We start from the raw sequence: 18,099 nt of genomic DNA on the forward strand, positions 1-18,099 counted from the left end.
CTCAAAGACCCGGTTGGTCTGCCGGTTCGCCCCGCTCGATTAGGCTTGACCGGTGTTCACGAGCCTGTCCGACCGCCTGACCGCCACCTTCAAGAACCTCCGGGGCAAGGGGCGGCTGTCCGAGTCCGACGTCAACAGCACGATCCGCGACATCCGCCTCGCGCTGCTCGACGCGGACGTCTCGCTGCCGGTCGTCAAGAAGTTCACCCACGCCGTCCGTGAGCGCGCCCTCGGCGCCGAGGTCTCCGCCGCGCTCAACCCGGGACAGCAGGTCGTCAAGATCGTCAACGAGGAGCTCGTCGAGATCCTCGGCGGCCAGACCCGCACGATCCGGTTCGCCAAGAACCCGCCCACCGTGATCATGCTCGCGGGCCTGCAGGGTGCCGGCAAGACCACGCTGGCCGGCAAGCTGGCGTACTGGCTCAAGGACCAGGGCCACACCCCGATGCTCGTCGCCGCCGACCTCCAGCGGCCGAACGCCGTCACCCAGCTCGAGGTCGTCGGCCAGCGGGCCGGCGTCCCGGTCTACGCCCCCGAGCGCGGCAACGTCGGCGGCCACGACGCGGTCGGCCCGTCGGGCGAGGGCACCCGCAGCTTCGGCGACCCGGTCGCCGTCTCGCGCGCCGGCATCGAGCAGGCGAAGCGCGCCCAGCACGACGTCGTCATCGTCGACACCGCCGGCCGCCTTGCCGTCGACGCCGACCTCATGCAGCAGGCCGCCGACATCCGCGCGGCGATCTCGCCCGACGAGGTCCTGTTCGTCATCGACGCGATGATCGGCCAGGCGGCCGTCGAGACGGCCCTGGCGTTCCAGGACGGCGTCGACTTCACCGGTGTCGTGCTGTCCAAGCTCGACGGCGACGCCCGCGGTGGTGCGGCCCTGTCGGTCGCGAGCGTCACCGGGCGCCCGATCATGTTCGCCTCGACCGGCGAGCAAATGAAGGACTTCGAGGTCTTCCACCCCGACCGCATGGCCTCGCGCATCCTCGACATGGGCGACGTGCTGACCCTCATCGAGCAGGCGGAGCGGGCGTTCGACCGCAGCCAGGCCGAGGAGATGCAGCGCAAGTTCCTGGCCGAGGAGGACTTCACCTTCGACGACTTCCTCAACCAGATGGCCGCGCTGAAGAAGATGGGCGGCCTGAAGTCGATGCTCGGAATGATGCCGGGCATGGGTCAGATGAAGGCCCAGCTCGACAACCTCGACCCCAAGGAGTTCGACCGGGTCGAGGCGATGGTCCGCTCGATGACGCCGTTCGAGCGCACCCACTCCAAGCAGATCAACGGCTCGCGCCGCGCCCGCATCGCCAAGGGCTCGGGCGTCGAGGTGTCCGAGGTCAACGCGCTGCTCGAACGGTTCACCGAGGCGCAGAAGATGATGAAGCAGCTCGCCCGTGGCGGCGGCATCCCCGGGATGCCCAGCATGGGCGGCGGCCCCGGCAAGCGGGGCAAGCAGCAGCCGCAGCGCAAGAAGTCCAAGTCGGGCAACCCCGCCAAGCGGGCCGCGGAGGAGCGCGCAGCCGCAGAGCGCGCCAACGCACCGAAGACGGCCCCCACCGGCGCCTCGTTCGGCGGTGGCGCGGGCGCCGGGAACGGTGCCCCTGACCTCGACCCGGCGAACCTGCCCGCGGGCTTCGAGAAGTTCCTCGGCCGGTGAGCGGCGCGGCCGCGCCGCTGCACACCCTGTCGGTCGGCACCGCCGGCCCGCGGGTCGCGTTCCTGCACGGCCTGTTCGGGCAGGGGCGCAACTGGCAGCAGATCGCCAAGGCCCTGTCGGGCCCGGACGGCACGGCCGCCCGGTGCACCCTCGTCGACCTGCCCGACCACGGCCGGTCGCCGTGGTCGCGGGAGTTCTCCCTCGAGGCGTATGCCGCCGCCGTCGCCGAGACCCTGCGCGCGACCGCACCGGGGGAGCGCTGGGTCGTCGTGGGGCACTCCCTCGGCGGCAAGACCGCGATGGCGCTCGCCCTCCACCACCCCGACCTCGTCGAGCGGCTCGTCGTCGTCGACATCGCGCCCAAGTCCTACGGCACGCTGGAGCGGTTCGAGGGCTACATCCGCGAGATGCAGTCGCTGCCGCTGGCCGAGCTGACCAGCCGGGCCGACGCCGAGGCGCGCTTCGACGAGCCCGACCCCGGCGTCAAGGCTTTCCTGCTGCAGAACCTGCGACGGCACGGCGACTCCTGGCGCTGGCAGGCCAACCTCGACCTCGTCGCGGCGGACGCCGACACCGGAACCCGGTCCCGCATCGCCGGCTGGCCGCTCGCGCCCGGTGACGTCCCGGCATACGAGGGCCCGGTCCTGTGGATCGCGGGCGCGGAGTCCGGGTACGTCAAGCCGGAGGACGCGGAGGCCATGCGCGCGCTGTTCCCCCGCGTGCGGCAGCTGACGGTCAAGGGCGCCTCCCACTGGGTGCACACCGACGCGCCCGAGGTCGTCACCGAGGCGCTGCGCAGGTTCGTCGCACCCGTCGCAGAGGGCGCTCGATAGGGCCGACGCGGCCGGGCTCCATCCCCGCGCGTGGCGCCGGGCACCCGATCCGACGCAGGCAGCGGGACCTTGGGCCGGGGGCCGGCACCCCGGGCGTGCCTACGGTCGAGGCGTGGTGGTCACCAGGATCAGCGCGGACGACGCCATGGAGCTCGCCGCCGACCGTCGTGCGCGACCGCCGATCCAGCTGGGCGCGCTGCTCGAGCTCGACCCGGACGGCGACGGCGTGGCCGACGCCCAGGAGGTCGCCCGCGTGCTGCGACGGCGGCTGGCCACCGTGCCCCAGCTCGGTCGGCGGCTCGAACGCGCCCGGTGGGGCGTGGGACGACCCCACTGGGTCCGCACCGAGGACGAGCCCCGGGTGGGCGTCGTCGAGGTGGACCCCGCGGGGCCGGTGGCCATGGCGAGTGGCCTGCAGGGGACGACTCCACGCGCCGGGGAACGGCGGCTGCTCGACCACTTCGCCGACATGGTGACGACGCGGCTGCCCCCGGACCGGCCCCTCTGGCGCGCGGAGGTGCTGGCCGACGCCCGGGGTCGGCCACTCGGGGTGGCCCTGGTCGCCCACCACGTCGTGACCGACGGGATCGGCGGCCTGAGCCTGCTCGACGTGCTGGCGGACCCGGTTGCCGACGCCGTCGCGGACTCCCTACTCCCCACGACAGGGGCGCCTCCCGCGACCGGGGCGCCTCCGGTGGCGGGGATGCGTCCGACGGCGGGGGTGCAGCCGGCGTCCCGGGCAGGAGCCGCGACGGGCGATGTGGGGCGCCGCACCCGTGGGCAGCGCCTGCGGCGGGTGCTGTGGGCGGCGCGCGAGCTCGGCATCCGCCGCACCCAGCTGGCCGACCGGTGCTCGCTGCTGCAGCCGACGGGACCCTGGCGCAGGCTCGAGGTCGTCGACGTCGAGCTGGCACGGGTCAAGGCAGTGGCCGGCACCCTCGACGCCACGGTCAACGACGTCGTGCTCCTGGTCGTCAGCGGAGCCCTGACCCGCCTGCTGGAGCACCGTCACGACCGCGTGCGCACGCTGGTCGCGTCGGTCCCCGTCAGCGCACGCGAGGCGGGTCGCGAGCTGGGCAACGCCGTCGCGGTGCTGCCGGTCCGGATCCCCGCCGTCGGGGACCCACAGGTGCGGCTGAAGGCGATCCGCGCCGCGAAGGCCCGGCTCGCGGAGGGACGCCGGGGGTCGTCGTCCGCGCTGCTGGGGCCGGCCTTCCGGCTGCTCGCCACCGTGGGGGCGGTGCAGTGGTTCGTCACGCACCAGCGGCTCGTCCACACCTTCGAGACCAACGTCCGCGGCCCGGTGCGGCAGCTCTCCGTGGCGGGCGCACCCGTCCGCAGGATCGTGCCGATGGCGGTCAACCCGGGCAACGTCACGGTGAGCTTCGGCATCCTCTCGGCGGGCGGCCGGCTGGTGCTCGCCGTGGTCACCGACCCCGACCACGTCCCGGACCACGAGGTCCTCGTCGACGCGGTCACAGCCGAGCTCGACCTGCTCCTCGGTCGGGAGGCCCGGGCGGCTCGGGGGGAGGGTGAGGGCGCCGGTCGCTAGGGTCGGCGCATGAGCGCACCGGTGCTGCACCTGCAGGGGGAGATCCTCGTCGGGCCGCAGGAGGTGCGACCCGAGGCCTGGGTGGTCGGGGGACGGCTGACGTTCGACCGGCCGACCGCCGCCGGTGCCGACGTCGAGACGCTCCGCGGCTGGGTCCTGCCCGGTCTCGTCGACGCCCACTGCCACGTCGGGCTGGACGCCCACGGCGCGGTGGACGACGCGACCTCCGAGGCGCAGGCGGTCGCCGACCGGGACGCCGGCACCCTGCTCATCCGCGACGCCGGCTCACCGGCCGACACGCGCTGGATCGACGACCGCCCCGACCTGCCCAAGGTCATCCGAGCGGGACGCCACATCGCCCGCACCCGGCGGTACATCCGCAACTACGCCTGGGAGGTCGAGCCCGACGAGCTGGTCGACCGCGTCCGGCTCGAGGCCAAGGCCGGCGACGGCTGGGTCAAGCTCGTCGGGGACTGGATCGACCGCGACGCCGGCGACCTCACCCCGTGCTGGCCGGTGGACGTCCTCACCGACGCCATCGCGGCCGCCCACGACGAGGGCGCCCGGGTCACGGCCCACTGCTTCGGCGAGGCGTCCCTGTACGACTTCGCCGCCGCCGGGACCGACTGCATCGAGCACGCCACCGGGCTGGAGGACGAGACGATCGCGCAGTTCGCCGCCCAGGGGATCGCGATCGTGCCGACCCTGGTCAACATCGCCACCTTCCCGCAGATCGCCGAGCCGGCGCGGGAGAAGTTCCCGGAGTACCACCGGCGGATGCTGGCCCTGCACGAGCGGCGGTACGCCACGATCGGCGCCGCCCGTGACGCCGGCATCCCGGTCTACGTCGGTACCGACGCCGGCGGCTCGCTGCGCCACGGGCTCGTGGCCGAGGAGGCCGCCGAGCTCACCCACGCCGGCTTCAGCCCGGAGGAGGCGCTGTGGGCGGCGTCGTGGGGCGCGCGCCAGTGGCTCGGACAGCCGGGGCTCGAGGAGGGCGCCGACGCCGACCTGGTGGTCTACGCCACCGACCCCCGCGCCGAGATCCGCGCGCTGGCCGCGCCCGACCACATCGTGCTGCGCGGCGTCACCGTCTGAGGGAAGGCCGGGCTGTCCGGTGCCGCGTCGGGCGGACCACATGCCGAGACATAATCACGCGTTATTTGACCGATAACCTGACGCTATCCAAAACTCCTTCCTGTCACGTAGGAGATGCACAGCATCCGCCACAGAGGAGTCCCCATGCGTTCCCGTCCCCGCCTCGCCCTGGCCGCCACCGCGACCGCAGGTGCGCTGGTGATGTGCGCGTGTGCGGGGGGCGGCGCGAGCGACGCCGTGGGGGCTCCGGGCGACGCCCAGCCTGCGGGCGCGACGACCTCGACCCTCAGCCTCTACGGGTACGCGGTGCCCAAGGTGGGCTACGACAAGCTCATCCCTGCCTTCCAGAAGACGGCCGCCGGCAAGGGAGTGCAGTTCCAGCAGTCCTACGGCGCGTCGGGGGACCAGTCCCGCAAGGTCGCGGCCGGGGCCGCCGCCGACGTCGTGAGCTTCTCGGTCGAGCCGGACGTCACCCGCCTGGTCAAGGCCGGGCTCGTCGACCCGAGCTGGAACGCCGGGAAGGACAAGGGCATCCCGTTCGGGTCGGTGGTCACGATCGTCGTCCGCAAGGGCAACCCGAAGCACATCAGGGACTGGGACGACCTGCTGAAACCGGGGGTCGAGGTCGTGACCCCCAACCCGTTCAGCTCCGGCTCCGCGAAGTGGAACCTGCTCGCCCCGTATGCCGCCAAGAGCCGGGGCGGCAAGGACGAGAAGGCCGGGCTGGCATACCTCGACGCGCTCGTCACCGACCACGTGAAGGTGCAGCCGAAGTCGGGACGCGAGGCGACCGAGACGTTCCTGCAGGGGACCGGCGACGCCCTGCTCAGCTACGAGAACGAGGCGATCTTCGCCGAGCGCAGCGGGGACCCGGTCGAGCACGTCACGCCGCCGCAGACGTTCAAGATCGAGAACCCCGTCGCGGTCCTCAAGGGCAGCAGGAACCTCAAGGTGGCCCAGGCGTTCGACGACTTCCTCTTCACACCGCAGGCCCAGGACCTCTGGGCGCAGGCGGGCTTCCGGCCGGTCGACCCGACCGTGGCCGCGAGGTACGCGAAGGACTTCCCGCAGCCGCAGAAGCTCTGGACCATCGACGACCTCGGCGGCTGGACTGCGGTCGATGGCTCGCTCTTCGCCAAGGGCACGGGCGCCATCGCGGTGATCTACGACAAGGCGACGAAGTAGGCGATGACCGCGACCCTCACCCCACGCCGGGACGACACCGAGGTGTCGTCCCGGCCGGCGCGCCCGCAGTCGACTCGTCGTCCGCGCTCGATCCGGCCCCTCGGCGTCGGCGTCGTCGGGCTGTGGCTCAGCGTCGTCGTCCTGCTGCCCCTCGCCGCCCTCGCGGTGACCTCCGTCCAGGTGGGCCTGACCGGCTTCGCTGCCGCCGTCTCCGAGCCCGGCGCGCGGGCGGCGCTGTGGGTGACGGTCTGGGTGTCCGCGGTCGTCGCCGTCGTCAACGCGGTGATGGGCACGGTCGTGGCCTGGGTCCTCGTGCGTGACGACTTCCCCGGCAAGCGCGTGGTCGACGCCCTCATCGACCTGCCGTTCGCGCTCCCGACGATCGTCGCGAGCATCGTCCTGCTCTCGCTCTACGGCCCCCACAGCCCCGTCGGCGTCCACCTCAACGCCACTCAGCCCGGCCTCCTCGTGGCTCTGGCCTTCGTCACGCTGCCGTTCGTCGTCCGGTCGGTCCAGCCCGTCCTGATCGAGGCGGACCGCGAGGTCGAGGAGGCCGCCGCGTCGCTGGGCGCCTCGAACCTGACCACGTTCCGCCGGGTCGTCCTGCCCACCCTCGCACCGGCGATCGTGAGCGGGGCGGGACTCGCCTTCGCCCGGGCCATCGGCGAGTACGGCTCGGTGGTGCTCATCGGCGGCAACATCCCCAAGAAGACCCAGGTGGCGTCGCAGTACATCCAGCAGCAGGTCGAGACCGACCAGCCCGTCAACGCGGCGGCCGTCTCGGTGGTCCTGCTGCTCATCGCGTTCGTCACGCTGTTCGTGCTGCGGGCCCTGGCCGGTCGTGGCCGGGCCCGGGAGGCGGGGGAGCCGTGACCACGTCCAGGGGCGCCCGGCTCGGGCTCCGCGCGCTGGCCCTCGGCTACGTCGGCCTGCTCGTCGTCGTGCCCGTCGTCCTGATCCTGTGGCGCTCGTTCGCACCCGGGCTCGGTGAGTTCCTCGCGTCGGTGCGCACCCCGGCGGCGATCTCCGCGCTGAACCTCTCGCTGCTGATCGTCGCGATCGTGGTCCCCCTCAACGTCGTCTTCGGCGTCGGCACCGCGCTCGCGCTGGTGCGCGGGCGGTTCCGCGGCCGCGGGCTGCTGCAGGCGGTCGTCGACCTGCCGTTCGCGGTGTCACCCGTGGTGGTCGGGGTCGCGCTCATCCTGCTGTGGGGCGTCGGCGGCTGGCTCGGCTTCGTCGAGCACCTGGGCCTCAAGGTCATCTTCGGCCTGCCGGGCATGGTGCTGGCCACGCTGTTCGTGACGCTGCCGTTCGTCGTCCGCGAGGTCGAGCCCGTCCTGCACGAGATCGGCACGGAGCAGGAGCAGGCTGCCGCCACCCTCGGGGCCGGGTCCTGGACGACCTTCTGGCGGATCACCCTCCCGGCGATCCGGTGGGGCCTCACCTACGGCGTGGTGCTCACGGTCGCCCGCGCCCTGGGCGAGTTCGGGGCCGTGATCATGGTCAGCTCGGGCTTTCCCGGCGTGTCACAGACCCTGACGCTGCTCGTCCACTCCCGCTACATCGACGACCACAACACCTACGGCGCGTATGCCGCGGCCACCCTCCTCATGGGGCTGGCCGTGCTGACGCTGCTGCTCATGACCCTGCTCGACCGCAAGAGGAGCACCCGATGATCACCGTCACCGGCGCCCGCAAGACCTACGGCTCGTTCACCGCCCTCGACGGCGTGGACCTCGACATCCCGGCCGGGACGCTCACGGCGCTGCTGGGTCCCAGCGGGTCGGGCAAGTCGACCCTGCTGCGGGCCATCGCCGGCCTCGAGGGCCTGGACTCGGGCACCGTGGCGATCGCCGGGCGCGACGTGACCGGCCTGCCGCCGCAGAAGCGCGGCATCGGCTTCGTCTTCCAGCACTACGCAGCCTTCAAGCACATGACCGTGCGCGACAACGTCGCGTTCGGACTCACGATCCGCAAGCGCCCCAAGGCCGAGGTGGCGCGCAGGGTCGACGACCTGCTCGAGATCGTCGGCCTCGACGGGTTCCAGCACCGCTACCCCAGCCAGCTGTCCGGCGGCCAGCGCCAGCGGATGGCCCTGGCCCGGGCGCTCGCCGTCGACCCGGAGGTGCTGCTGCTCGACGAGCCGTTCGGTGCGCTCGACGCCAAGGTGCGGGCGGACCTGCGCCGTTGGCTGCGACGCCTGCACGACGAGGTCCACGTCACCACCGTGCTGGTCACGCACGACCAGGAGGAGGCGCTGGACGTGGCCGATCGCATCGCCGTGCTCAACCACGGCGCCCTCGAGCAGGTCGGCAACCCCGTGGAGCTCTACGAGCGCCCCGCGAACGACTTCGTCATGGGCTTCCTCGGGTCGGTGGCCCGGCTCGGGGGTCGCCTCGTGCGGCCGCACGACATCGCGCTGACCCGGGACCGCGCCGCCGCCGTGGCTGCCGACTCCCGGGTGGCAGGGTCGCCGGGTGTCGTGCCGGCCGTCGTCGAGCGCGTCGTGCGGCTCGGCTTCGAGGTACGGGTGGAGCTGCGAGCCGATACCGGTGAACGGTTCGCCGCACAGGTGACGCGCGCCCAGGCCGACGACCTGTCCCTGCGCGGCGGCGAGACCGTGTACGCCCGTGCCACCACGGCTCCCGACTCGCTGGAGACCGACCCGGCGCTGGCCATCTGAGCCCACGGCCGGGCGGGGCCGTGTCCGGCGCAGGGTCCAGGGTGCGCCACAATGGCGCCCGTGGACATCTCGGCGCGCACGGAGTACGCGGTGCGCGCGATGCTCATCCTGGCCGAGGCCGCGACCACTGCGGCGGGCCCCGTGAGCGTCGAGACGCTGGCCTACCGGCAGACCCTCCCGCGCAAGTTCCTCGAGGCGATCGTGGCCGACCTGCGGGCGGCCGGGCTGGTCCGCAGCACCCGCGGCGCCCGCGGCGGCTACTCGCTCACGCGCGAGCCGCGCGACATCTGCCTCGGTGACGTGTTCCGCGCCGTGGACGGCCCGCTCGCGGAGGTGCGCGGGCTGCGGCCGCACGAGACGGCATACGACGGCGTCGCCGAGCACCTGCCCACCGTGTGGGTGGCCGTGCGCGCCAGCCTGCGCACGGTCCTCGACGAGACCTCCCTCGCCGACGTGCTCTCGGGGCGGCTGCCCGAGCACGTGCAGGCCCTCGCAGCGGACCCCCAGGCGTGGGTGAGCCGGTGAGCACCTCGACGCACCACCGGGCGGTGCCGGCCGCGGACGCGGAGGGCGTTGCCGCCGGCCCGGGTCGCATCGACCCCGACGACCTCGCGACGGCACTGCGGGTGCTGGCCCAGCTGCCGACGCTCGACGCCGACGACCCCGACATCCAGACGGTCAAGCGCGCGACGGGTCGCATGTACAAGCAGATCCGCAAGGTCCGGCGCCGCGAGGCCCGCCAGCCCCAGGTCGACCACGACGAGGCGCTGCTGGCGCGCACCGCGACCGGCTCGCCGATGCGCATCGACGACGAGACCAAGGGCATCCTGCTCACCGTCCCGCCCGTGGGCACCACCGTGGGCGAGCTGATGAAGCCGCGCGGCTGCTACATCTGCAAGGCCGAGTACACGACGGTCGACGCGTTCTACCACTGGCTCTGCCCGCCCTGCGCCGCGAAGAGCCACGCCAAGCGCAACCAGCGGGCCGACCTCACCGGCAAGCGCGCGCTGCTCACCGGCGGCCGGGCCAAGATCGGCATGTACATCGCGCTCATGCTGCTGCGCGACGGCGCCCACCTCACCATCACGACCCGCTTCCCCAGGGACGCCGCGGGGCGGTTCGCGGCCCAGGAGGACTCGGCCGACTGGATCGACCGGCTCAAGGTCGTCGGCATCGACCTGCGCGACCCGACCCAGGTCGTCGCGCTCGCCGACGAGGTGGCTTCCGACGGGCCGCTGGACATCCTCGTCAACAACGCCGCGCAGACGGTGCGCCGCAGCCCCGGCTCGTACTCGCACCTCGTCGAGAACGAGGAGGTGCCGCTCCCGCGCGGCACCCGGCTGCCCGAGATCGTGACGTTCGACCGGGTCAGCGAGGCGCACCCCGCCAACCTCGTCCGGACCCTCGGGCACCACCAGGTCGCCCACCACGAGGGCGAGTCGACCGAGCACGCCGCGCAGGAGCTCGCCGCCCGCACCGCGGCGCAGATGACCTCGATGGCGCTCACCGCCGGGCACGCGAGCCTGGACGCGCACCTCGCCGGCACCGCGGTCGACGCCGGTGGCCTGCTGCCCGACACCCAGCGCACCAACTCGTGGACGCACACCGTCGACGAGGTCGACCCGCTCGAGCTGCTCGAAGTGCAGCTGTGCAACGCCACAGCGCCGTTCATCCTCGTCTCGCGGCTGCGACCGGCGATGCGTGCCGCGGTCCAGGCCGGCGCGCGCCGGGCGTACGTGGTCAACGTGTCCGCGATGGAGGGGCAGTTCTCGCGCCGCTACAAGGGCGCCGGGCACCCGCACACCAACATGGCCAAGGCCGCGCTCAACATGCTCACGCGCACCAGTGCGGGGGAGATGTTCGAGAAGGACCGCATCCTCATGACCGCCGTCGACACCGGCTGGATCACCGACGAGCGGCCGCACTACGAGAAGCTGCGGATCGCGGCAGAGGGCTGGCACGCCCCGCTCGACCTCGTCGACGGCGCCGCCCGCGTCTACGACCCGATCGTCCGCGGCGAGGCCGGCGAGGACGTCTACGGCTGCTTCGTCAAGGACTACGAGCCCAGTCCCTGGTAGCGGGACCGCAGCAGGTGGTCCGGACCACACCCCGCCGTCTGGCAGAATGGGCGGCTGTACCCGTGCGGTTCGGGCCCTCTACCCCGACCGCGCGCCTACCCCGAGCCTCGGCCCCCCGCGTGTTCCCCACCCGGTCTCGCCGTGCTCACAACGAAGAAAGTGAGAGGTCCACACTCGTGGCCGTCAAGATTCGTCTCAAGCGGATGGGCAAGATCCGCGCCCCGTTCTACCGTGTCGTCGTCATGGACTCGCGCACCAAGCGCGACGGTCGTGCGATCGAGGAGATCGGCAAGTACCACCCGACCGAGGAGCCCTCGGTCATCGAGATCGACATGGAGCGGGCCGACTACTGGCTGAGCCAGGGCGCCCAGCCCACCGAGGCCGTCGCCGCCCTCCTCAAGCTCACCAAGGAGGGCAACGTCAAGACCAAGCCGGCCAAGCCCTCCAAGAAGGAGCTGTACGAGGCCGCGATCGCCGCTGCGGGCAAGACCTCGGACGACGCGTCCGGGGCCACCACCCCGAAGAAGCGCGCTGCCAAGAAGGCCGAGGAGCCGCAGGCTGACGAGGCCAAGGCCGACGCCGCCCCGGCTGCCGACACCGACTCGGGTGCCGCTGCCGCGGAGAGCACCGACGCCGACGCGGACAAGGCCTGACCGTGCTGGAGGAGGCGCTCGAGCACCTCGTCAAGGGGATCGTCGACCACAAGGACGACGTCGTCGTCCGGCGCAAGGAGCTGCGTCGTGGCGAGATCCTCGAGGTGCGCGTGCACCCCGACGACCTCGGTCGCGTCATCGGCCGATCCGGCCGCACCGCCAGCGCGCTGCGCACCGTCGTGGGCGCCCTCGCGGGCGGTCGCGGCGTCCGGGTCGACATCGTCGACACCGACCGCGTGCGCTGACCGGTCGCACCACCACGGCGAGGGCCGTCGGGAGCTCGCTCCCGGCGGCCCTCGCCGCGTCCCCGGCGCCCCCTCGCCGCGTCCCCGTCCCCTGCGCCCTGAGAGGATCCCGACATGCCCGTCCCGTCCGACGCCCTGCTCGTCGCCCGCATCGGCAAGCCCCACGGGCTGCGCGGTGAATCCACCGTCCAGGTGCACACCGACGACCCCGAGCGCCGGTTCGTGCCGGGCACGACGTTCCTCACCGAGGCGGCGCCCGGCTCCGGTGTGCCGCGGCAGCTCACGCTGCGCAGCTCGCGCCTCCACCGCGAGATCTGGCTGCTCGGCTTCGAGGAGATCCCTGACCGCACGGGCGCGGAGTCGCTGCGCGACACCCGCCTCTTCGTCGCGGCGCAGGACCTCGTCGACGAGCAGGAGCCCGAGGACGAGGAGGACGCCTGGTACGAGGAGGACCTCGTCGGGCTGCAGGCCGTCGGCACCGACGGTGCCACGATCGGGCGCGTGAGCGGTCTGGAGACCGGCACCGCGCAGGACCTGCTCGTCATCGAGCTCGCCGGTGGCGGGGAGGCGCTCGTGCCCTTCGTCGAGGCGATCGTGCCGGAGGTCGACGTCGCGGGCGGCCGGGTCGTGCTGGACCCGCCGCCGGGCCTGCTCGAGCTCAACGGCTGATCGGCGCGACGGCATGCGCATCGACGTCGTCTCGATCTTCCCCGAGTACCTCGCACCGCTCGACCTGTCGCTGATCGGCAAGGCCCGCCGTGACGGCCTGCTCGACGTGCGCGTCCACGACCTGCGCGAGTTCGCCCACGACCGGCACCGCACGGTCGACGACACCCCGTACGGCGGTGGCGCCGGCATGGTCATGAAGCCGCAGCCTTGGGCCGAGGCACTCGACGCCGTGGTGCGATCCGCTGCCGACCGGGCCGACGGCGCCCGCCCCCGGCTCGTCGTCCCCGGTCCGGGAGGCACGCCGTTCACCCAGGCCATGGCGCGGGAGCTGGCGCAGGAGCCGTGGCTGGCCTTCGCCTGCGGCCGGTACGAGGGCATCGACGAGCGCGTGTACGAGTACGCGGCGCAGGATCTCGGGCTGCAGGTCGAAGTGGTCTCACTCGGCGACTACGTGCTCAACGGGGGAGAGGTGGCGGTGCTCGCCGTCACCGAGGCGGTGGCGCGGCTGCTGCCGGGCGTGATCGGCAACGCCGAGTCGCTGGTCGAGGAGTCGCACGAGGACGGCCTGCTCGAGTACCCCGTCTACACCAAGCCGGCGTCCTGGGAGTCCGCCCCAGGGACCACCCGTGACGTCCCGGCGGTGCTGCTGTCCGGCGACCACCGGGCGATCGCGCAGTGGCGCCACCAGCAGCGGCTCGAGCGCACGGCCGCGCGCCGGCCCGACCTGCTCCACGCCTCGCAGCCCGTCGGCGCGCTCGCCGACCTCGACCTCGCGCTCGCGACCGCCGCGGACGCCCCCGAGCTCATGGTGCTGACCCGGGCCTGCTGGGTGGGCGAGATCGCGCGGTACGGCATGTTCGGGGCCGGGGAGGAGTCGGTGGAACAGGTCGCCGACGACCTCACCCGCTGGCAGACCTGGGTCTTCCGGGCCGGCGGCCGCCTGGTGGCCTCGGTCCGTGGCCGGCTCGACCCGCATGACCCCACCACCTGGCAGATCGGCCGCCTCATGGTGGCGCCGGACCTGCAGCACCGGGGGATCGGTCGCGAGCTGCTCGCCTTCGCCGAGGCGCAGGCGCCGGCCGGCGCGACGGCATACTGGCTCAACACAGGGGCGGGCAGCGACCGCAACCTGCGCATCTACCGCAAGGCCGGCTACCGGGTGCGACCCGGGGAGGGGGCGTTCCCGGGGACCGTCGACCTCACCAAGCGCCGGCGCTGAGGCCCCTCGCTGGGGAGGTGCGGCGCAGGGAAGCGGTCAGTCCACCAGCCGCCCGACGAGCACGGGGGTCAGGAGGCGGCGGCCGGCGATGAGGCGCTCGCCCACGCCCACGGTCACCGTCTGCGCCGCCATGATCCCGAACAGCACGAGCACCTGGGCCGTTGCCGCCTGCACCGGTGAGCCGCCGCCGAGCATGACGCCGATGAAGGCGCCGGGCAGCGTGACCACCCCGGTCGTCTTGACCTGGTCGAGCCCCGGGAGCAGGGCCTCTGGGGCGCGTCGGTGGACGATCTCCTCGATGGCCTGGGCGGGCAGCAGGCCCAGGCTCAGGCACGCCTCGTACTGCTGGTGCTCCTCCTCCAGCGCCGCGAACGCCCGGCGCCCCAACAGCGTGTGCGCCGTCATCGCGTTCCCGACGATGATCCCGCCGACGGGGATGACCGCGATGCCCTCGGGCGGGATCGTGCCGGTGGCGAGGACCACCGCCAGGACGGGGAGCACGCCGGCAGCCATGGCGGCCGCCGCCCACGGCCACGCCTGCGGCGCGCCGACCCGGCGGGTCGTCGTCAGGACGCCGATCGCGAACATGACGACGAGCAGCAGGGCCGACAGGGCCAGGCTGCGCACGACGGCGGCGATGACGAGTGCGGCGACCGCGAGCTGCGCCACGGCACGCAGGGCAGCCACGACGACGGGGCGCTCGAGCTGGTAGCTGCTGACGCGGTGGGCGGCGAGGGTCAACGCGAGGAGCAGCACGAGCGCGAGCGCCACCGGCCACCCGGGGTTGATGGTCACCGGGTCACCGTATGCCGGAGACGCGGCAGGCCGGGGTAGGCGGTGTCGCGGGGGCGGGTGTCGCGGGGGCCCCTGTCGCGGGGGCCCCTGTCGCGGAGAGGGCCGCGGTCGTGGCGCCAGCAATCCGCTTGTCTCCGGGAATAGATCTCTGTATCGTTCTACTTGAACGATTTAGTAGATCGATGCAGAGCGGAGAGGGGGGGCCAGACGATATGGGTGGAGTGACCCTGAAGACCGTGGCCGAGGAAGCCGGCGTGTCCGTCTCGACCGTGTCCAACGCGTACAACAAGCCCGACCAGCTCTCGGCCGAGGTGCGCACCCGGGTCCTCGAGACCGCGAAGCGCCTGGGCTACCCGGGCCCCAACCCGGCGGCCCGCAGCCTGCGCTCGCAGCGCGCCGGCGCGATCGGCCTGCTGCTCACCGAGCGGCTCTCCTACGCCTTCTCCGACCCGTACTCCGTCGGCATGCTCGCCGGGCTCGCGGAGGTCGCCGAGGAGCACCGCACCGGGCTCCTGCTCATCCCGCTCCCGTCGCTGGCCGACCCCCAGGACGAGGAGGAGGCCCGGTTGGCGGCCGACACCATGCGCCAGGCCGTGGTCGACGGGATCGTCGCCTACTGCGTCGACGAGGACCACCCGGCCCGCGCCGTTGCCCTCGAACGCGGGCTGCCGATGGTGTCGACGATCGACATCGGGCCGGGGGACGAGCGGCACGGGTTCGTCCTCATCGACGAGTACGGCGCGGCCTACGCCCTCGGACGCCACCTGGCCGACCTGGGTCACCGCCGCGTGGGCATCATCGTCGACAGCCGGCACCAGACCGAGCGGCCCGAGGTCGTGCGCCCCGAGGACGAGGGCGACCTCTACGTCGACAGCCGCCCTCGGCTGCGCGGCATCCGCGACGCGCTGGGTGACGACGCCGCGGTGACGGCCGTCTACGCCGGCCACAACTCCCACGACGCAGGCGTGCGGTCGGCGGCCTTCCTGCTGGACCGGCGCGACCGCCCCACCGCCATCGCCGCCGTGAGCGACGTCATGGCGTTCGGCGCGATCGAGGCGGCGACCCAGCGCGGGCTGGTCATCGGCCGCGACCTGTCGGTCACCGGCTTCGACGACGTCCCCGCGGCCGCGCAGGTGGGCCTGACCACGGTCCGCCAGCCCATTGCCGAGAAGGGCCGCCTGCTCGGGCGGATGCTCCTCGACCCCACCTTCACCGAGCGCCGCCTGGTGCTCGAGACCGAGCTCGTGGTGCGGTCCAGCACCGGGCCCGCCACCCCCTGACCACCACCTCCCGGAAGGAGAACCCCATGAGCGACTACCTCGCCCTCACCACCATCCGCCACCACCGGTCCGAGGCCGCCTCGGCCCTCCCCGGCGCGCCCGTCGTCGACGACGGCTGGCGCCCGGCCCCGCTGGCGACGGCCCGGCCCGTCCGGCGCTCGCTCGCCACGACCCTGCGGGTGGCCGCGTCGGTCGAGCGCCGCTGGGCGGACCGCCTCGACCCGGCCTGCGGCTGAGCCGACGGCCGGTCCCCCGCCGATTTCTGGCGGGGGGCCGGCCCGTGGCAGAATGGCTCCTCGCGTCCGCGGAACCCACGGCCCCTGCCACAGGGGGAGTGCCGAAGACTCGGCACGTGGCCGTCTCCGCGCGCCGGACGCACTCCGTACACCACGCACCACCGACAACCCTGGGCGACCTGTGGCGCCGAGAAGAAAGCGAATCCGCCATGCAGCGTTTCGACGAGCTCGACAAGGCCTCCCTCCGCGAGGACGTCCCCGCCTTCCGCGCCGGTGACACCGTCAAGGTGCACGTGAAGGTCGTCGAGGGCACCCGCTCCCGCATCCAGGTGTTCCAGGGTGTCGTCATCCGTCGCCACGGCGGCGGCGTCGGCGAGACCTTCACCGTCCGCAAGGTGTCCTTCGGCGTCGGCGTCGAGCGCACCTTCCCGCTGCACACCCCGATCATCGACAAGATCGAGGTCGTGACCCGCGGTGACGTCCGTCGCGCCAAGCTGTACTACCTGCGCGACCTGCGCGGCAAGGCCGCCAAGATCAAGGAGAAGCGCGAGACCACGCCCGCCAAGTAAGGCGCAGCGATCTCCCACTCCCTTCCCGCCTCGTGTCCGCCGTCCGCGGGCACAGAGTCGGGGGTTAGGCTCCGGTTGCGATGAACCCCGAACCGGAACCACTCCAGCAGGACCCGGCCGCCGCGTCAGCCCCGTCTGACGCGGCGGCGTCGTCCGGTCGCTCCCCGGTGCCCTCCGCCGTCGCCTCTCCGCAGGCCGCGCGTGACGCGGAGCGGCCCGCGCGACGCGCGACGCGCGGCCCCTCCTGGCTGCTGCTCGTCGGCATCGCCCTGGTCGTGATGGTGCTGGTGCGAGGGTTCCTCGTCCAGTCCTTCTTCGTCCCGTCGGGGTCGATGGAGCCCACCATCGAGCCCGGGGACCGGATCCTGGTGAACAAGCTTGTCGCCGGCGGCTCGCTGCAGCGTGGCGACGTCGTCGTCTTCGACGGCACGACCACCTTCGCGGCAGCCGACCGGACGCCGCACCAGGACGACGGCCTCATCGGCCGCACGCTGGCCTCGGCCGCCCGACTGGTGGGTGTCGACGTGGGCGAGCAGGACTTCGTCAAGCGGGTCGTGGGCCTGCCCGGTGACCGGGTCGTGTGCTGCGACGACAAGGGCCGGCTCACGGTCAACGGCGTCGCCGTCACCGAGCCGTACCTGTACCCCGGCGACAAGCCGAGCGAGCTCACCTTCGACGTGACCGTGCCTGCCGGGCGTCTGTGGGTCATGGGTGACCACCGCGGCGACAGCGCGGACTCCCGCGCCCACCTCGGCGACCCCGGCGGCGGCACCGTCAGCACGGACGACGTCATCGGCCGTGCCGTGGCGACGTACTGGCCGCTCTCGCGGCTCGGCACGTTCCCGGCACCGGCGCAGCTGTCGCGCATCCCGCGGGGGATCACCCGATGACCGCCCGCGACGGCGCACCTGACGAGGGGCGGGGGGCCGGACGCGCGCCCGGACACGGCGAGGGCGACGGCTGGCTGGCGTGGGAGCGTGGCCCCCAGCCGGCGGACGCCGACCCGACGCGCCAGGACCAGGCCGACGAGACGACGGGGCCGTGGCTGCGCCACGACCTGGCCTCGACGCGGTCCGAGCAGGGCGGCGGCGGGCGCGGGGCCTCGCCCTGGCTGGCGCCCGAGCTCACCGTCCCGGACGACCACTCCGCTGCGTCCGGGGCCACCCCCGACGCCGGCGTGCCGCCCGCGATGGCCGGCGGGCAGTCGTCCGTCCCTGGCGCCGGTGAGCACTCCGCAGGACCTGCGACGACCGGCGGCCAGTCCGCCCTGCCCGCATCCGCGGGGGACTCTCCTCAGCGTCGGACGCCTCCGCCCACGGAGACCCGGCCGGCTGCGCACACGCAGCC

The 18,099-nt window shown here is 73.3% G+C and carries 19 protein-coding genes and 1 pseudogene; 19 read left to right on the plus strand and 1 reads right to left on the minus strand.

Annotation, left to right across the window (positions count from 1 at the left end; all coding sequences use genetic code 11):
- Window positions 1–52 precede the first annotated feature (52 nt).
- The 14 genes from ffh to trmD all read left to right on the plus strand — a co-directional run bounded on the left by ffh (window position 53) and on the right by trmD (window position 13,872).
- Window positions 53–1,657 carry a signal recognition particle protein gene (gene ffh, locus ACFUC1_RS16640; protein WP_379121760.1) on the plus strand — a complete coding sequence of 535 codons (1,605 nt, stop codon included), beginning with the start codon at window positions 53–55 and terminating at the stop codon, window positions 1,655–1,657.
- Complete coding sequence (locus tag ACFUC1_RS16645) at window positions 1,654–2,490, plus strand: alpha/beta fold hydrolase (protein WP_379121762.1); 837 nt, start codon at window positions 1,654–1,656, stop codon at window positions 2,488–2,490. The genes ffh and ACFUC1_RS16645 overlap by 4 nt, the downstream gene beginning before the upstream one ends.
- A gap of 112 nt (window positions 2,491–2,602) precedes the next feature.
- Window positions 2,603–4,042, plus strand: coding sequence for a wax ester/triacylglycerol synthase domain-containing protein (locus ACFUC1_RS16650; protein ID WP_379121764.1), 1,440 nt, complete (start codon window positions 2,603–2,605; stop codon window positions 4,040–4,042).
- Window positions 4,043–4,051: 9 nt separating this feature from the next.
- On the plus strand, window positions 4,052–5,140 hold the full coding sequence (locus ACFUC1_RS16655) for an amidohydrolase family protein (RefSeq protein WP_379121766.1): 1,089 nt from the start codon (window positions 4,052–4,054) through the stop codon (window positions 5,138–5,140).
- Between the two features lie 144 nt (window positions 5,141–5,284).
- The gene (locus tag ACFUC1_RS16660) at window positions 5,285–6,325 is read left to right on the plus strand and encodes a sulfate ABC transporter substrate-binding protein (RefSeq protein WP_379121767.1); all 1,041 of its coding nucleotides are present in this window, start codon (window positions 5,285–5,287) and stop codon (window positions 6,323–6,325) included.
- 3 nt (window positions 6,326–6,328) lie between these two features.
- The gene (gene cysT, locus ACFUC1_RS16665; protein ID WP_379121769.1) at window positions 6,329–7,198 is read left to right on the plus strand and encodes a sulfate ABC transporter permease subunit CysT; all 870 of its coding nucleotides are present in this window, start codon (window positions 6,329–6,331) and stop codon (window positions 7,196–7,198) included.
- Window positions 7,195–8,001, plus strand: coding sequence for a sulfate ABC transporter permease subunit CysW (gene cysW / locus ACFUC1_RS16670; protein ID WP_379121771.1), 807 nt, complete (start codon window positions 7,195–7,197; stop codon window positions 7,999–8,001). Before cysT ends, cysW begins: the two co-directional genes overlap by 4 nt.
- Window positions 7,998–9,008 carry a sulfate/molybdate ABC transporter ATP-binding protein gene (locus ACFUC1_RS16675; protein WP_379121773.1) on the plus strand — a complete coding sequence of 337 codons (1,011 nt, stop codon included), beginning with the start codon at window positions 7,998–8,000 and terminating at the stop codon, window positions 9,006–9,008. The genes cysW and ACFUC1_RS16675 overlap by 4 nt, the downstream gene beginning before the upstream one ends.
- A 51-nt stretch (window positions 9,009–9,059) precedes the next feature.
- Window positions 9,060–9,533, plus strand: a complete 474-nt coding sequence (locus ACFUC1_RS16680; RefSeq protein ID WP_379121775.1) for an RrF2 family transcriptional regulator — start codon at window positions 9,060–9,062, stop codon at window positions 9,531–9,533.
- A 23-nt stretch (window positions 9,534–9,556) separates the two neighbouring features.
- On the plus strand, window positions 9,557–11,086 hold the full coding sequence (locus ACFUC1_RS16685) for an SDR family NAD(P)-dependent oxidoreductase (protein ID WP_379121791.1): 1,530 nt from the start codon (window positions 9,557–9,559) through the stop codon (window positions 11,084–11,086).
- Between the two features lie 176 nt (window positions 11,087–11,262).
- The gene (gene rpsP / locus ACFUC1_RS16690) at window positions 11,263–11,739 is read left to right on the plus strand and encodes a 30S ribosomal protein S16 (RefSeq protein ID WP_379121777.1); all 477 of its coding nucleotides are present in this window, start codon (window positions 11,263–11,265) and stop codon (window positions 11,737–11,739) included.
- Between the two features lie 2 nt (window positions 11,740–11,741).
- Window positions 11,742–11,984: an RNA-binding protein gene (locus ACFUC1_RS16695; RefSeq protein ID WP_310155379.1), complete on the plus strand. Its 243-nt coding sequence runs from the start codon at window positions 11,742–11,744 to the stop codon at window positions 11,982–11,984.
- A 114-nt stretch (window positions 11,985–12,098) separates the two neighbouring features.
- Complete coding sequence (rimM, locus tag ACFUC1_RS16700; RefSeq protein ID WP_379121779.1) at window positions 12,099–12,653, plus strand: ribosome maturation factor RimM; 555 nt, start codon at window positions 12,099–12,101, stop codon at window positions 12,651–12,653.
- 13 nt (window positions 12,654–12,666) lie between these two features.
- The gene (gene trmD, locus ACFUC1_RS16705) at window positions 12,667–13,872 is read left to right on the plus strand and encodes a tRNA (guanosine(37)-N1)-methyltransferase TrmD (RefSeq protein ID WP_379121781.1); all 1,206 of its coding nucleotides are present in this window, start codon (window positions 12,667–12,669) and stop codon (window positions 13,870–13,872) included.
- 36 nt (window positions 13,873–13,908) lie between these two features.
- On the opposite strand, the gene ACFUC1_RS16710 is transcribed toward trmD, so the two are convergent.
- Window positions 13,909–14,667 carry an ABC transporter permease gene (locus ACFUC1_RS16710; protein WP_379121783.1) on the minus strand — a complete coding sequence of 253 codons (759 nt, stop codon included), beginning with the start codon at window positions 14,665–14,667 and terminating at the stop codon, window positions 13,909–13,911.
- Between the two features lie 221 nt (window positions 14,668–14,888).
- Between ACFUC1_RS16710 and ACFUC1_RS16715 the strand changes: the two genes are divergently transcribed.
- The 5 genes and pseudogenes from ACFUC1_RS16715 to ACFUC1_RS16735 form a co-directional block, all read left to right on the plus strand.
- Complete coding sequence (locus ACFUC1_RS16715) at window positions 14,889–15,947, plus strand: LacI family DNA-binding transcriptional regulator (RefSeq protein WP_379121785.1); 1,059 nt, start codon at window positions 14,889–14,891, stop codon at window positions 15,945–15,947.
- 26 nt (window positions 15,948–15,973) lie between these two features.
- The gene (locus ACFUC1_RS16720; protein WP_379121787.1) at window positions 15,974–16,183 is read left to right on the plus strand and encodes a hypothetical protein; all 210 of its coding nucleotides are present in this window, start codon (window positions 15,974–15,976) and stop codon (window positions 16,181–16,183) included.
- Between the two features lie 209 nt (window positions 16,184–16,392).
- A complete protein-coding gene (gene rplS / locus ACFUC1_RS16725; RefSeq protein ID WP_310155398.1) occupies window positions 16,393–16,752 on the plus strand; it encodes a 50S ribosomal protein L19 in 360 nt (119 codons plus the stop codon).
- Window positions 16,753–16,832: 80 nt separating this feature from the next.
- Window positions 16,833–17,642, plus strand: a complete 810-nt coding sequence (gene lepB, locus ACFUC1_RS16730) for a signal peptidase I (RefSeq protein WP_379121789.1) — start codon at window positions 16,833–16,835, stop codon at window positions 17,640–17,642.
- A pseudogene (locus ACFUC1_RS16735) lies at window positions 17,639–18,099 on the plus strand (hypothetical protein); the annotation flags it as partial. The gene lepB and the pseudogene ACFUC1_RS16735, both read left to right, overlap by 4 nt.

Source organism: Pedococcus sp. NPDC057267, assembly GCF_042668795.1.
GTDB lineage: Bacteria > Actinomycetota > Actinomycetes > Actinomycetales > Dermatophilaceae > Pedococcus.